The organism is Nocardia sp. NPDC056000 (assembly GCF_042269265.1).
GTDB lineage: Bacteria > Actinomycetota > Actinomycetes > Mycobacteriales > Mycobacteriaceae > Nocardia.
This window is the reverse complement of record NZ_JBHJXS010000017.1, coordinates 85,257-99,081: the sequence shown is the minus strand read 5'-3', so window position 1 is coordinate 99,081 and position 13,825 is coordinate 85,257. Positions and strand designations below refer to the sequence as shown.

Here is a 13,825-nt window from a genome sequence, read left to right as displayed (position 1 = left end):
ACAGTCTGCCGGGTGATCTAGGCGCGCACCGGCTCCGGCACGGCGACGATCGGTTCCGGCCGGGGCGCGGGGGCCTTGCGCGCGGCCAGGATCATGCCGAGGACGCCGACGGCCAGACCCGCGATCGTCAAGGGGTGCAACGGTTGTGCGATGAAAAGCCAGGCCAGCACGGCCGTGGTGACCGGGGTGGCGAAGAACAGGCGGCCCACCCGGGTGGCGTCCCAGCGGCGCAGCATGGCGTTCAGCAGCAGGAACGCGCCCATCGAGTTGATCAGCACCATCCAGGTGAGAGCGATGCCGAAGCGGCCGGGATCGCTGATGTGGAAGTCGCCGCTCACCAGCACCAGCAGTCCGGCGAAGGGCGCGCTGACCAGCTGATGCACGGCGGTCGCGGCGCGCGAGTCCACGGTGGGGGTGAATTTCTTCTGGTAGACGGTGCCCAGGCTCAGGCCGAGCAGTCCGATGACGCACAGCAGCAGGCCCAGCCAGGAGAAATTGGATTGATCGCTGACCGCGAAGGCCACACCGACGCCGCCGATGCCGAATCCGAGCCACTGCCGTTTGCTGACATGCTCGCCCAGGACACCCGAGAACAGCGCGATGACAACGGGATTCAGGCCCTGCATGAGGGAGATGACGGCGGCGGAGACGTGTTCGCCCATGGCGGTATAGAAGGCGCCGAACTGCACGATCTGCATGAGCAGACCGGCGATCATGACGTGCCGCAGCTGCCGTCCGCGCGGCCAGACGGCGCGTACCGCAAGGCCGTACAGCAGCAGCAGCGGTCCGGCGATGGCATAGCGGCCGAGCAGCACCACCATCGGCGGGGCCGCGCCAACGCCGATGATTCCGACGATGAACGCGCTGCTCCACATGAGGACGAACAGCGGCTGTACGACCCCGTTCATGAATCGGTCCGGCATGGCCATCTCCCGTCGGCGTAACCCCTTAAGACGGTTATCAGACTTCACCCGCTAGCAGTAACCTGTCAAGGGGGTTATTGTGAAAGACATGTTCACCTTCGTCAGCGGCAATCTGGCACTGGACTTCATCGGCACCGTCAAAGCCCGGCGCGCCCGGTTCGAGGACCTCCTCGAAACACCGGACGACCTGGGCGCATGGGCCGTCGCGGCCGAACTGCTGGACAGCGCGCCGACCGCCGACGCCGCCGAACTCGAGCGCGCCACCGCACTGCGCGAAGCCACCTGGCGCATGACCCTGGCCGTCATCGACGGCGCGCCGATCGACGACGCCGACCGGCGACTCGTCAACGACATCGCGCGCGGCCCGCTGCCCGGCGTCGAACTCACGGCCGCCGGGGGCGTACAGCGCAGCGGCACAAGCGAATCCGTGCTCGCCGCGATCGCACGCTCGGCCATCGAACTGGTCGGCGGCGCGGACCGGAACCGGGTCCGCGAATGCGGGCGCGCGGACTGCACCCGCCTCTACGTCGACACCTCACGCGCCGGATCGCGGCGCTGGTGCGATATGACCGTGTGCGGAAATCGCGCCAAGAGCGCGGCCTTTCGCGCCCGCGGCACCGAAACCGATACCGCGGCAGCGCATTAGACGCTCAGAGTGCCGAGTACGCCAGCACCGGCGCCGGATTCTCCTCGAATCGCGTTGCCGCACTGTCCCTTACGCGCGGGCGGGCCTTGATGAACAGGAAGAAGAACACCAGCAGCAACACCGCCCGGCCCCACACCCCGAATTGCACCACATTCTCGGCCAGCTCGGGCGCGTGCCCGGAACCCAGCGCGTAGAAGTACCGGAACACCCCGATCCCGATCGCGGCATCGGCCAGCAGATACACCCCCACCAGCGTCCACGGCACCTCCAGCAGCACCAGGAACGGAATCAGCCACAGCGTGTACTGCGGTGAATGCACCTTGTGGAACAGCAGGAATCCGCACAGCATGGCCCCGCTCACCCCGATCCACGGGTACAGCCCGGTGACCGCGAAACGCCGCCAGCCCAGCCAGCCCGCCACCGCGAACGCCAGCACGATCAGCAGTGGAGACGCCGCCGACACCACATCCTGGAAGTTGGCCTCATCGGCGGCGGTATTGCCGAACACCGGGCGCAGACCCCAGTACCAGATCGAATTCGTGGTGATATCGGCCTGCCGCAACTGCTGGAAGGTGATCGACGCCCGCCAGCCCTCATAACCGGCCAGCGCGAACGGCAGATTCACCGCGATCACGGTCACGATCGCGGTCCCCGCCACCAGCAGTGCGCCGCGCACATCGAAGCGGCGCGGCACCCGCGCGTCCTCACCCGGCCGCGGCTCACCGACCAGCACGTATAAAAGCAAGGGCAGCACGAAGATTCCCGGATACAGCTTCAGGCAGAACCCGATGCCCAGCAGTACCGCGGCGGCGATTCCGCGCGCCCGCAACGAATATCGCGTCATCGTGGACACGATGTAGGCCGCGCCGACCGCCGTGCACACCACCGGCAGTTCCCAGTTATGGAACGCGTACAGGATCAGCGGCGGACCGGCCGCCCACAGCAGCGCCGCGCGCCCGCCCATCCGGCCCAGCATGTACGCGGTCAACAGCGCGAACGGCGCCAGCAGCAGCGCCGAATGCAGCAGGAACGCCGCGTCATCGTGCGCGCCGATCGCGCCCAGCCACATGAAAAGCCCACTCAGGACCGGATATTCGACCGCACCGCCGGTGAGCGCGCCGTCCGGGGTGATGCCGCCGGTCAGGTACGGGAAGATGTGCTCGTTGATATCGCGGCCCAGCCACAGGAACTGGATGTCCGAGTAACAGACGTTCGAATCCTTGACCGAATCGAAGATGGTGCTGCGGCCGAATTCATTGAACGGCGCGCCCGCACAGCGCGCCTTGTTGAAGTAGGCCACCAAAAGTGTGACCGCGCACACCAGTACGGCGATCAACCCCATCGATGAACGGTCGCCGACCGCGCGGTCGGCGACCGGCTCATTGCCGACGGGTCGGTTCAACATGGCCACCACCCTAAGCGGCTCGGCCGGGTTCCGGCCCGGCAAACCCTTGTCCGGGCCCGATTTCGCTGCTCACAGCCGCTCATGTAGCCTTGGCGGGTTGCTGACGCAACGAACCCTCCTGCCACGGATCGTCCGTGGCCGTTTAAGCCCATAGGAGGTGATGAGGTCCGTGCGTCATTATGAAGTGATGGTTATCCTCGATCCGAGTCTGGACGAGCGCACCGTTGGCCCGAACCTGAACACCATGCTCGGCGTGGTTGGTTCAGAAGGCGGCAAGGTCGACAACGTCGACATCTGGGGCAAGCGTCGTCTCGCTTACGAGATCGCCAAGCAGGCCGAAGGCATCTACGCGGTGGTCAAGCTGACCGCCGAGTCCGCCACGGTCAGCGAGCTCGATCGCCAGCTGGGACTGAACGAGTCGGTGCTGCGCACCAAGGTGCTGCGCCTCGGCAAGAAGTAGGTCCTGCCCTCCCGCATGTGCACTCACAATGCGTCGGTCTGTGTCTCTAGGCTGAGCGCAACAGGCGAGTGCACTGCGGACTGCACCGGATAGCAGGAGGAACCATGGCAGCAGGCGACACGGTCATCACCGTCATCGGAAACTTGACGGCTGACCCCGAGCTTCGATTCACGCCCGCGGGTGCGGCCGTCGCGAACTTCACGGTCGCGTCGACTCCCCGTGTGTTCGACCGTAATACCAATGAATGGAAAGACGGCGAAGCGCTTTTCCTGCGCTGCAACATCTGGCGAGAAGCTGCGGAGAATGTCGCCGAGAGCCTGACCCGTGGATCTCGGGTGATCGTGAGCGGACGACTGAAGCAGCGCTCCTATGAAACCCGCGAGGGTGAGAAGCGCACAGTGGTCGAGCTCGAGGTCGAAGAGGTCGGTCCCTCCCTGAAGTACGCGACCGCGAAGATCAACAAAACCACCCGTGGCGGTGGCGGCGGAGGCTTCTCGGGCGGCGGCGGTCAGGGTGGCGGCCAAGGCGGTGGCGGTTTCTCCGGCGGTGGCAGCAGTGGTGGTGGCGGAGGTCGTGGCGGCCAGAGTGCCGGCGACGACCCGTGGGGCAGTGCGCCCGCGGCCGGCTCCTTCGGGGGCGGGCAGCAGATGGACGATGAACCGCCGTTCTAGACAACGGCTTTCGCAGGGAGCCTGAGAGCTCCCCCAGAATTACGGAGTAAAACCCATGGCCAAAGCACCGGCACGCGAGAAGGTGCTGAAGAAGAAGGCTTGCGCATTCTGCAAAGAAGCCAAGACCGGCACCGTCAACATCGACTACAAGGACACCGCGCTGCTGCGCAAGTACGTGTCCGATCGCGGCAAGATCCGCGCGCGCCGGGTGACCGGTAACTGCGTGCAGCATCAGCGCGACGTCGCCGTTGCCGTCAAGAACTCTCGTGAGGTGGCACTGCTGCCTTACGTCTCCACGGCTCGCTGAGAAGGGAAGACACAGCAATGAAGTTGATCCTTACTGCTGATGTGGATCACCTCGGTGCGCCCGGCGACACCGTTGAGGTCAAGGACGGTTACGGCCGTAACTTCCTGCTGCCCCGCGGCCTGGCGATCGTCGCCACCCGTGGCGCCGAGAAGCAGGTTGCCGGCATCCGTCGTGCCCAGGACGCGCGCAAGGTGCGCGACCTGGATCACGCCAACGAGCTGAAGCAGGCCCTCGAGGGCCTGACCGGCGTGGCGCTGTCCGTCAAGACCGCGGGCACCGGCAAGCTGTTCGGTTCGGTCACCACCGCCGACGTCGCGGGCGCCATCAAGGCCGCCGGCGGTCCGGTTGTGGACAAGCGCAGCATCGAGCTGCCGAAGGCTCACATCAAGAGCACCGGCAAGCACAACGTCGTGGTGCACCTGCACCCCGATGTGGCTGCCAAGTTCGACCTGCAGGTCAACGCCGCCGAGTAATTTCGGCGTCAGAACGGAGGCCGCCTTCGTACTTCCGGGTGCGAGGGCGGTCTCCGATTCTTTTCTGCGCATCGCTGTGTGTCGGCTTGTGGATGGTTGAACAAACCAACCTTCCGCTTTGTGTGACGGGTCACAAACTGGTTCGCCGCTGTTCACCGAACACGCCCGAAGGTGGACGTCCAGCGACACGCCGGAACGTTTTGATCCACAGTTGCCGACAGTGAGAAATAGACCACTACCTGGCGGTTGTACGATCCCGCCGACTGTTGTCCCCAAGTAATCCACAGGGGGTGCACAACGGTTGGTGAACAACACCCACTTTATCCACAGGTGTATCCACAGGTCGGTTTGGCGAGTACCTGTTCGGTCGCCTAGGTTCGCATCGTTGTCCTCATCACCACGCGCGTTCGCCCGCCGCGTGGCAGCCCGAATCTGTCGGTATGCAGGCGTAGAACGGTGAGGGATGTCGAATCCGGGCCGGAGGAGAGAGGACGGTCGAGATGGCAGTCATCGACGATCGCGGCCACGACGATAATGGACCCTCCGAGTACCGCGAAGCCCCCGGTGAGGATTTCGGCCGCCAGCCCCCGCACGATATGGCCGCCGAGCAGTCCGTCCTGGGCGGCATGCTGCTGTCCAAGGACGCCATCGCCGACGTCATCGAGGTCATTCGCCCCGGCGACTTCTACCGCCCCGCGCACCAGGCCGTCTACGACGCCATCCTGGACCTCTACAGCCGCGGCGAACCCGCCGACCCGGTCACCGTTTCCGCCACCCTCGACCGCCGTGGCGAGCTCAAACGCATCGGCGGCCCCCCGTACCTGGTCACCCTGACCCAAACGGTCCCCACCGCCGCCAACGCCGGCTACTACGCCGAAATCGTCGCCGAGAAGTCCGTCCTGCGCCGCCTCGTCGAAGCGGGCACCCGCATCGTCCAATACGGCTACGCGGGCGCCGACGGCCAAGACGTAGCCGAGGTCGTGGACCGCGCCCAAGCCGAACTCTACGAAGTAACCGAACGCCGCTCCAGCGAAGACTTCCTCCCTCTTGAAGAGCTGTTGCAGCCAACAATGGACGAAATCGACTCCATCGCCAGCCGCGGCGGCATTTCCCTGGGCGTCCCCACCGGCTTCACCGAATTGGACGAACTGACCAACGGCCTGCACGCCGGCCAGATGATCATCGTCGCGGCCCGACCCGGTGTCGGCAAATCGACCCTGGGAATGGATTTCATGCGCAGCTGCTCCATCAAGCATGGAATGGCGAGCGTCATCTTCTCCCTGGAAATGAGCCGCACCGAAATCGTCATGCGCCTCCTATCCGCCGAAGCGAAAATCAAACTCGGCGATATGCGATCGGGTCGCATGAGCGATGACGACTGGACTCGCCTCGCCCGCCGCATGAGTGAAATCAGCGAGGCTCCACTATTCGTGGACGACTCCCCGAACCTCACTATGATGGAAATCCGCGCCAAGGCCCGCCGCCTGAAACAGCGTCACGACCTGCGCCTCATCGTGGTCGACTACCTCCAGCTGATGAGCTCCGGCAAAAAGGTGGAATCGCGCCAGCAAGAAGTCTCGGATTTCTCCCGAAGCCTCAAACTGATGGCCAAGGAATTGGAAGTCCCGGTTATCGCTATCAGTCAGCTGAACCGTGGTCCGGAACAGCGAACCGATAAGCGACCAATGGTGTCTGACCTTCGCGAGAGTGGTTCGCTAGAACAAGATGCCGACATGGTAATTCTTCTTCATCGGCCCGATGCATTTGAAAGAGATGACCCCCGAGGGGGCGAGGCAGACCTCATTGTCGGTAAGCATCGAAATGGTCCTACCGCAACCATTACCGTTGCGCACCAGTTGCATCTCAGCAGGTTTGTCGATATGGCCCGAGGCTAATCGAACATATTTTCGATTCTAGCCTCGAGAATTCCCATACTGCGCAATAATTGATTCAATTACTGCCGCATACAGGGGGATACTGATGCATTCGACACCTTTTTACAGAATGGGAGCTTTGCCGAAATCGACGCGGATACTGCGCGCCGACACTGGCCATGAGGTCACGCTGCACAGCCTGTCAACCAGCGTTGGACACATACCCGTCTGGTCACTTGATGAACGTATGCGTATGACGTCCCGCCCGATGGTGCGAGTGCTGCCAAGCGGTCGTGGAGACGTCTTCCGCGTCCGACTTGCCTCTGGCCGCGAGCTGGAAGCTACTGGCCGACAAGCCTTCCTGACCGTAGGCGGCTGGGTCCCGCTCGCAAGCCTTGGGATCGACGCTCGCATTGCTATCCCGCGCCGCATTTCCGCACCATCGAAGTCCGAGACGATGCCAGATGCCGAAGTGATCCTGTTAGCGCACATGATCGGTGATGGATCCTGCGTCAAACGACAGCCGATCCGCTACGCAAGCATCGACGAGGAGAACCTCGCCGCGGTGAGTACTGCCGCCATCCACTTCGGCGTTACCGCCGTTCGCGATGAATACGCGGCCGCGCGAGTAACAACCCTGCGGCTTCCCGCTCCCTTTCGCCTCGCGAGAGGAATCCGTAATCCGATTGCCCTGTGGCTCGATGAGCTCGGATTGTTCGGGCTGAGGAGTTACGAGAAGTTCGTTCCCGCGCGCATTTTCTCCCTTTCCGACGATCAAACCGCGCTCTTCCTCCGCCATCTCTGGGCGACCGACGGTTCTGTCCGCTGGGACACCAAGGGCCGCCAAGCTCACGTCTACTACGCCTCTACCAGCCGTCAACTGATCGACGATGTCACGCATCTACTGCTTCGGCATAACATCCATGGGCGGATCAAACGAGTCTTGAAGTCGGGCTACCGTGATTGCTGGCATCTCTCGATAGACGGTGCCGATAATCAAACGCTCTTCCTTCGCGACATAGGCGTGCACGGGGCTCGTGGCATCGCAGCGAACGCGACCCTCGCTGAGCTGGAACCCCTCGTTCGCAATACCAACGTGGATACGATTCCAAACGAAATCTGGACTCGGGTCCGCGCTCTCCTCGCAGATCGGCAGCTTCCACTTCGCGCCTTCCAAGCCTCGATGGGATCAAAATTCTGCGGCTCCGCAATGTGGAAGGCAGCACCGAGCCGAGGGCGTCTGGCGCGGGCCGCTGCGATTCTCGACGACGCCGAACTCGAGATGTTCGCGACCAGTGACGTCTTCTGGGATCGAATTGTCGAGATCACGAGCGATGGCGAACAGGACGTCTTCGAGGTTGAGGTGCTGGGTACACACAACTTAGTGGCACAGGGCATTTCGACTCATGATTCGTCGAAGCCATCCAATAGTTCTGACCAGTAGACGTTAACGCCCTCCCCGCAATTGGATTACGGGGAGGGCGTTGGCGTATTCGGTTGTCCGGTAAGGGTTTTGGGTTACCGGTTGGGGGTGGTGGTGACCGTGGTGGTCGGTGGAGCAGTGGTGGTTGTGGTGGGCGGCACCGTGGTTGCGGGTGGGGTGGTGGTGACGGGGGCCTGGGCCAGTACGGAATCCGTGGTCGTCGGGGCGACGGTGGTCGGAGCCGGGGTGGTGGGCGTGGTTGTCACCGGGGCGGGGGTGGTTGTGCCCGGGGTTGTGGTGCCCGGTGTTGTGGTGGCCGGGGTGGTTGAGCCGGGGGTGGTGGTGCCCGAGGCCTTGGTCGGGGAAGTTGTTGTGGTGGAGGCGGATTCGACGGTGGGCTTGGCGGCCTTGTAGGCGGCGGCGAGGTCTGCCGGTTCGGGCTTGGCGGCGGTGGTCACCGGTTCGCCCTTCTGGGCCTGCTGGGCCAGGTGGGTGAGCCAGGCGGCGGCGTATTCGGCGGAGGTGAGGGGTTTGCCGTTGGCCTGGTCGGCGTCTTTCCAGTAGTCGAAGTGGTGACCGGTGTGGTCGGGGCCGAGGGTCTGCTGGTACGGATCGCTGAGGATGACGGGGATCGTGTTGGTGTTGGTGACGATCAGGCCGACGATCTCGTTGAAGACCTTCTGCGGCAGGTAGGCCAGCGGCGACATGTCGTTGGTGGCGACGCTGTCCCCGGCGGAGACGGGTCCGGCGGTGACCGCGGCGGCGCCGGGCTTGTAGGTGGGGGCGGAGACCTTGAGCAGCACCTGCAGGAAGGTTTCGTCGCTCTTCATCCAGTTCGGGTTGTTGCCGATGTACTGGAACGCCTTGAGCGCGATATCACCGAGTTTGACGGCGACGTCCTGACCGGTCGCGGGCGTGAGGCCGTCATTCTGCAGCGAGTCCACATTGATCTGACGCCCGACGTTGATGGCCAGCTGCAGCAGCGAAATGTTCTGCGGCGCAGAGCAGGTGAGGTCGCCGTCGGAGCAGAAGGAGGCGATCTTGCCGTTCAGTTTGCCGAAGTCGCCGCCGGTGTCGGGCAGTGCGCCCTGACCGCCCGCGCCCTTGCCGCCGTAGTTGGTGTCGAAGTTGTCCGGGTGGTTGGGGTCCTGGGCGCCGATGAAGGTGCCGTCGCCCGCCTTGCGGCCCGGGTCGGCGAGGATGACGACGCCGAGCACCTTGTCCGGGTCGATATCGGTCTGCGAGTTGCCGATCTGCATGGCGACGCGGCGGACCACGTCCGAGCCTTCGCTGTAGCCGACGATGGAGTACTTGGTGTTCGGGCAGACCGAGGAGATCTCGCGCATGACCTTCTCGGTGTTGGCGACGCCGGCGGTGACGGCGGCCTCTTCCGAGTTCAGGTTGGCGGGGTAGGCGATGTAGATGGCCGCGTTGGAATCGGAGCCGACGGCATTGCTGCCCGCGTTCACGACCGGGTCCAGCCATTCGCTCTTGTGGTCTCCGGACAGCGCGGCGGGCAGTTCGTTGCCGTTGCGGTCGACCAGCATGGCGGTGGTGCCCGAGACCGGGGTGTCGTTGCGTCCGGCCACCGAAATGGTCACCATGTCATGGCAGTCCATGACCGATGAGGTGAGCTGCGTCTCGGTGGTGCCCGGCTTCGAGGTGATACCCCAGGAGGCCGCGATGGCCGCGACCAGCCCGAGTGCGGCGAGTGCCGCAACGGGTATCGCGGTGCGGCGGTTCTTTCCGAGGAACGATCGAATGCGCGCAAAATAAGTTCGAAGAGCCAATGTCCCGGTTCCCATTCCCATTCCGGTGGATGGATAGGCCCCCCGACGGGCCGTGATTCACCGGGGACGTCGGAATGGGGAAGGGAATCGTTACTGCGGCTACCGTTTATGCAGCTAGCGGTCAGTGCGCGCGCAGCATCCGGCCCGCCGCGTCGACCGCCGGGGTGGATGATCCGGCGTCATTGATGAACACCGCGAACGCGAGATCGCCGGAGATTCCGACGAACCAGCCGTGCGCGTGTTTGTCGTCGATGAATTCGGCGGTTCCGGTCTTGCCGAGCAGTCCGGGGATGTCCGCCAGCTGGGTGGCGGTGCCGGAGGTGACGGTCTCGCGCATCATGGTTTTGATCTGGTCCGCGATGCCCGCGGGCAGTGGTGCGGCGGCGTGGTCGGGGGTGCCGGGACGGCCTTGCACCAGCACCGGATTCGGCGGCGATCCGTGTGCGAGCGCGGCGGCGACCAGTGCCATGCCGAAGGGGGTGGCGGTGACCTTGCCCTGTCCGATGCCCTCTTCCACGCGCAGCGCGGAGGTGTCGGCGGCGGGCACCTTGCCGGTGACGGTGGTCAGCGCGGGCGTCACATAGTCGATGCCGAGGCCCAATTGGTTCGCGGCATCGGTGAGTCCGTCGGGCGGCAGGTTCACCGCGAGCCGTCCCATGGTGGTGTTGCAGGATTTGGCGAAGGCCGTGTGCAGCGGCACCCTGCCGAGGTCGAAGTTGTTGTCGTTGGGGATCTGCCGTCCTTCGATGTTCTCGGTGCCCGGGCAGGGCAGCACGGTGTCGGGGGTGACGGCGCCCGATTGCAGTGCGGCCGAGACGGTCACCGTTTTGAAGGTGGAGCCGGGCGGGTAGAGCCCGGTGAGTCCGATCGGTCCCTGGGCGTCGGCGGGCGCGTTCTGCGCGATGGCGAGCACGTCGCCGGTGGACGGTTGCAGTGCCACGATGGTCGCGGCCTGCGGGATCGGGGCGAGCGCGCCTTCGGCGGCGCGCAGTAGCGCCGGGTCCAGGGTGGTGCGAATGTCATTGACCGGCTTGGCGTCCTGTCCGCCGACCCGCTGTGTCCCGTCGGTCCCGCGCGCCCGGACCGCCCAGCCCGCGGCGGCGTCGTTCTCCTGCTGCCAGAGGTCGCTGAGCCCGGACCAGGATGGTGAGGTGAGGGCCTTGTCGGTGGTCAGCAGCCGATTCTGCGGTGCCAGTGTGACATTCGGCAGTGCGGCCAGCGCATCTTGAATCGGCGCGATATCGGCCGCGCGCAGGGTGACGGCCGTGATCGATTTGCCCTGCGCACCTGCGAGTTCGGTATTCAGCGAGGCCGCGGTGATATCGGCGGCGACCGGTTGCAGCAGCGCCGCGACGGCCGCGGTGTCCACCCCGGGTGACAGGTTCACGAGGGTGACGACCTGCTGTGTCATGAATTCCGCGCCGGTGCTGTCGAGTATGCGCGCGGCGGGCGCGGGATCCACGGCGCTGTAGGACAGCGGCCCGATATCCAGCCCGGGTGCCACGGTGGCCGGATTCCAGTGGATTTTCCACCCGTCGCTCGTATCGTCGAGCTGTCCGTTGGTGGTGTACGTCCACGTGTTGTGGCCGTCTTTCCCGAGTTTCCAGGTGCCGGTGAGGGTGAAAGTTCCGCCGCTGTCGGTCTTCTCGACCTTGCCGACCTGGAATTTCACATCCTTGCCGAGTGCGTCGTAGAGCCCGGTGAGGGTGTCGGTGGCCTTTTTGCCGTCGGTGGTGGCGGCGGCCGCGGCGGTGACGTCGTCGCGGCTGAGCGCATCGGCGAACCCGCCGGCCGCGTCCTGCATGTGGTCGGCGGTTTTATCGCCGGAGCAGGCGGTCAGTGCGAGGCCGGTTGCGACGACCATTCCGAGCAGTCTGGTTCCCGTGCGCATTGGCCCGACGGTACCTGGCGATCACGTGGTAAGCACGGACCTGTCGGGGCTACTGTCGCCACGTGGGTTTCGAGGTTCGGGTGGACAGTGCGGGCGCTATCGAGATCGTCCGGGCCGCAGTGCGGTTCGTCTGGGGCTGGGATGCCACCGATGTCCGGAGTTTCGCGCGCCGGGTGGGGTGGGATACCCCGGAGCCGGTGGGCACCATGCGCCGCGGTGCGGTGTTCTCCCGGACCGGCCTGAATATCTGGTGGGATTCGGCCATGTTCTGGGGCAGTGGGCGGCGGCTCCAGTACGTGCGGGTGCCGGTCTCGGACTGTCCCGCGACCGCGCATCGGGATCTGCTCGATGACGCGCTGGCCCGGGTGCGCGCCGCGTTCGCCGAGGTGTGGGGTGAGCCCGAATCGGGTGCGGGGCCGGATGAGGGACCGTCCTGGGTTTTCCCGAATCTGCTGGTGGGCTTGACGATCGGCCCGGAAACCGTGGATCTGATGCTGGTGAATCCGCTCGATCAGCGCTTCTGGATGGATAAGCGGCATGACGGTGCGCGCAGGCGTGCGGGTCTGGGCGGCTGGGGCCGCTTCACCGAGGATCTGGCCGAATATCTGGAGTCGCTTGCCACGGACGCGCGCATGGTGGTGACCGCGCCCGGTGGTCGCTACGTGCAATTCGCGGTGGAGCCGGGTGAGTTCACCAGTGAGCTCAGTCGCAGCGAATTCATCGATCCCACTTGGCGATACGGCGTCGAGGTGGACGATCAGCTGATGGCGCAGGGCTGGAAGCCCTCCGAGGACGCGAACTGGTGGCGCACCCTGCCGCGCAATGCCGGGCGTACCGCCGTCAGTCATTTCGCGGCCGATACCGTGCAGGCGCTGCGCATTCTGGAGGTGCGCGCGGTGACGGATCTGGTGGCGGACGCCTGGGTGGAGGGCGGCGAGGATCTCGATGTCGCCCCGCTCGGCATTCCTCCGCACGCGACCGCGCGCACACAGCGCGCGGAATTCCTGCGCAGCAACGCCCCATACGGTTTCGATATCGGCCCGCTGCGCGTTGATGTGCCCGGCGGTATCGAAATAGCGCGTGCGGCAAAGGATTTCGACTGGTCGTGGTCGCGCGCGGATATCGCCGCGTTCACCGAGCGCCTGGGCTGGCGGCTGGAGGGCGATCCCGGTCCGTCGGATCGGGTGGTGCACGCGAAAACCGAACTGCGGATCGATCATTCGCGCGCTCGCTATTGCTACGGCGGCGACCGCCTGGAGGCGGTGTGCATCACCCTCAGCGACAGCATCGAATCCCAGCTGTACGAGGAGGGTCCGCCCGCCGAGGTGCGAGACCAGTTGACGGCGGCGGTGACTCGCGCGGTGGAGGGTCTGCGCGCGGAATTGGGCGCACCCGTGCACGGCACGCTCCGGCATGCGCACGGCCCGGTGTGGGCATCGAAGAATCTGGCCATAGGCATTGTGCCGGACGAGAATACGGTCGAGCTGTACCTGGTGAATCCGGCCGAACGCGGCCGCCAGTTGATCATCGAACAGCAGCAGACGGCCCGCCGCGCCGCCGAACGCGAATGGCGGCAGTTCTTCGACGATCTCGCCGTGGTGGTCGCGGATCTGCCCGAGAACGCCGAGGCCACCGTCGATGCCGGTGATCGCGGCACCGCGCATTTCCACCGCGACGCGGACGGTCTGCGGGTGAGCCTGGACGCCGAGGCCGGGCTGGGCCTGCATCCGCGCATCACCGGCCTGATGCGCGCGAACGGCTGGCAGCGTCCCGAGGCGGCGCGCCCGGTATGGCGGTGCGGCCTCTATCGCCCCGCGCTGTACCGCGACTTCCGGCATTTCGTGGAGTTCGCGCTGTGGCCGCTGCGCACCCGAATGGGTCCGTACACGGTATTGCGGGTGCGGTCGGGCACGGAAGATCACGATCTGCGCACCCCGTCGACGGGGGCTACCGGCTTCTGAC

Annotated in this window: 11 protein-coding genes and 1 pseudogene; 8 read left to right on the top strand and 4 right to left on the bottom strand. The window is 65.2% G+C overall.

Translation table 11 applies throughout. The annotated features are described in order from the left end of the window. Window positions 1-17: 17 nt before the first annotated feature. The gene (locus ACFC4D_RS39970; protein ID WP_376071355.1) at window positions 18-923 is read right to left on the bottom strand and encodes a DMT family transporter; all 906 of its coding nucleotides are present in this window, start codon (window positions 921-923) and stop codon (window positions 18-20) included. A gap of 88 nt (window positions 924-1,011) precedes the next feature. Here ACFC4D_RS39970 and ACFC4D_RS39965 point away from each other — a divergent pair, with 88 nt between their 5' ends. Then, window positions 1,012-1,569, top strand: a complete 558-nt coding sequence (locus ACFC4D_RS39965; RefSeq protein ID WP_376071352.1) for a CGNR zinc finger domain-containing protein — start codon at window positions 1,012-1,014, stop codon at window positions 1,567-1,569. A gap of 4 nt (window positions 1,570-1,573) precedes the next feature. On the opposite strand, the gene ACFC4D_RS39960 is transcribed toward ACFC4D_RS39965, so the two are convergent. Further along, window positions 1,574-2,974: a glycosyltransferase family 87 protein gene (locus ACFC4D_RS39960; RefSeq protein WP_376071349.1), complete on the bottom strand. Its 1,401-nt coding sequence runs from the start codon at window positions 2,972-2,974 to the stop codon at window positions 1,574-1,576. Between the two features lie 169 nt (window positions 2,975-3,143). Here ACFC4D_RS39960 and rpsF point away from each other — a divergent pair, with 169 nt between their 5' ends. The 6 genes and pseudogenes from rpsF to ACFC4D_RS39930 all read left to right on the top strand — a co-directional run. Beyond that, window positions 3,144-3,434, top strand: coding sequence for a 30S ribosomal protein S6 (gene rpsF / locus ACFC4D_RS39955; protein WP_330185601.1), 291 nt, complete (start codon window positions 3,144-3,146; stop codon window positions 3,432-3,434). Between the two features lie 104 nt (window positions 3,435-3,538). Next, window positions 3,539-4,105 carry a single-stranded DNA-binding protein gene (locus ACFC4D_RS39950; RefSeq protein ID WP_364636583.1) on the top strand — a complete coding sequence of 189 codons (567 nt, stop codon included), beginning with the start codon at window positions 3,539-3,541 and terminating at the stop codon, window positions 4,103-4,105. A 55-nt stretch (window positions 4,106-4,160) separates the two neighbouring features. After that, window positions 4,161-4,412: a 30S ribosomal protein S18 gene (gene rpsR / locus ACFC4D_RS39945; RefSeq protein WP_067567655.1), complete on the top strand. Its 252-nt coding sequence runs from the start codon at window positions 4,161-4,163 to the stop codon at window positions 4,410-4,412. A gap of 17 nt (window positions 4,413-4,429) precedes the next feature. Then, window positions 4,430-4,885: a 50S ribosomal protein L9 gene (gene rplI, locus ACFC4D_RS39940; protein WP_364636585.1), complete on the top strand. Its 456-nt coding sequence runs from the start codon at window positions 4,430-4,432 to the stop codon at window positions 4,883-4,885. A gap of 500 nt (window positions 4,886-5,385) precedes the next feature. Then, window positions 5,386-6,780, top strand: coding sequence for a replicative DNA helicase (gene dnaB, locus ACFC4D_RS39935; protein ID WP_375961276.1), 1,395 nt, complete (start codon window positions 5,386-5,388; stop codon window positions 6,778-6,780). Window positions 6,781-6,907: 127 nt separating this feature from the next. Next, window positions 6,908-8,173, top strand: a pseudogene (locus ACFC4D_RS39930) (LAGLIDADG family homing endonuclease); the annotation flags it as partial. A 104-nt stretch (window positions 8,174-8,277) separates the two neighbouring features. On the opposite strand, the gene ACFC4D_RS39925 reads toward ACFC4D_RS39930, so the two are convergent. Further along, window positions 8,278-9,987: a cutinase family protein gene (locus tag ACFC4D_RS39925; protein WP_376071346.1), complete on the bottom strand. Its 1,710-nt coding sequence runs from the start codon at window positions 9,985-9,987 to the stop codon at window positions 8,278-8,280. A gap of 106 nt (window positions 9,988-10,093) precedes the next feature. Next, the gene (locus tag ACFC4D_RS39920) at window positions 10,094-11,863 is read right to left on the bottom strand and encodes a penicillin-binding transpeptidase domain-containing protein (protein ID WP_376071343.1); all 1,770 of its coding nucleotides are present in this window, start codon (window positions 11,861-11,863) and stop codon (window positions 10,094-10,096) included. Window positions 11,864-11,925: 62 nt separating this feature from the next. Between ACFC4D_RS39920 and ACFC4D_RS39915 the strand changes: the two genes are divergently transcribed. Continuing rightward, window positions 11,926-13,824 carry a DUF6301 family protein gene (locus ACFC4D_RS39915; protein WP_376071341.1) on the top strand — a complete coding sequence of 633 codons (1,899 nt, stop codon included), beginning with the start codon at window positions 11,926-11,928 and terminating at the stop codon, window positions 13,822-13,824. Window position 13,825: the final 1 nt, after the last annotated feature.

What these genes read in the sequence shown, in the direction of transcription:
- ACFC4D_RS39965 (WP_376071352.1), top strand. Translation starts at nt 1,012, where the DNA reads ATGTTCACCTTCGTCAGCGGCAATCTGGCACTGGACTTCATCGGCACC.
- rpsR (WP_067567655.1), top strand. Translation starts at nt 4,161, where the DNA reads ATGGCCAAAGCACCGGCACGCGAGAAGGTGCTGAAGAAGAAGGCTTGC.
- ACFC4D_RS39960 (WP_376071349.1), bottom strand. Translation starts at nt 2,974, where the DNA reads ATGTTGAACCGACCCGTCGGCAATGAGCCGGTCGCCGACCGCGCGGTC.
- dnaB (WP_375961276.1), top strand. Translation starts at nt 5,386, where the DNA reads ATGGCAGTCATCGACGATCGCGGCCACGACGATAATGGACCCTCCGAG.
- ACFC4D_RS39925 (WP_376071346.1), bottom strand. Translation starts at nt 9,987, where the DNA reads ATGGGAACCGGGACATTGGCTCTTCGAACTTATTTTGCGCGCATTCGA.
- rplI (WP_364636585.1), top strand. Translation starts at nt 4,430, where the DNA reads ATGAAGTTGATCCTTACTGCTGATGTGGATCACCTCGGTGCGCCCGGC.
- ACFC4D_RS39920 (WP_376071343.1), bottom strand. Translation starts at nt 11,863, where the DNA reads ATGCGCACGGGAACCAGACTGCTCGGAATGGTCGTCGCAACCGGCCTC.
- ACFC4D_RS39970 (WP_376071355.1), bottom strand. Translation starts at nt 923, where the DNA reads ATGCCGGACCGATTCATGAACGGGGTCGTACAGCCGCTGTTCGTCCTC.
- ACFC4D_RS39950 (WP_364636583.1), top strand. Translation starts at nt 3,539, where the DNA reads ATGGCAGCAGGCGACACGGTCATCACCGTCATCGGAAACTTGACGGCT.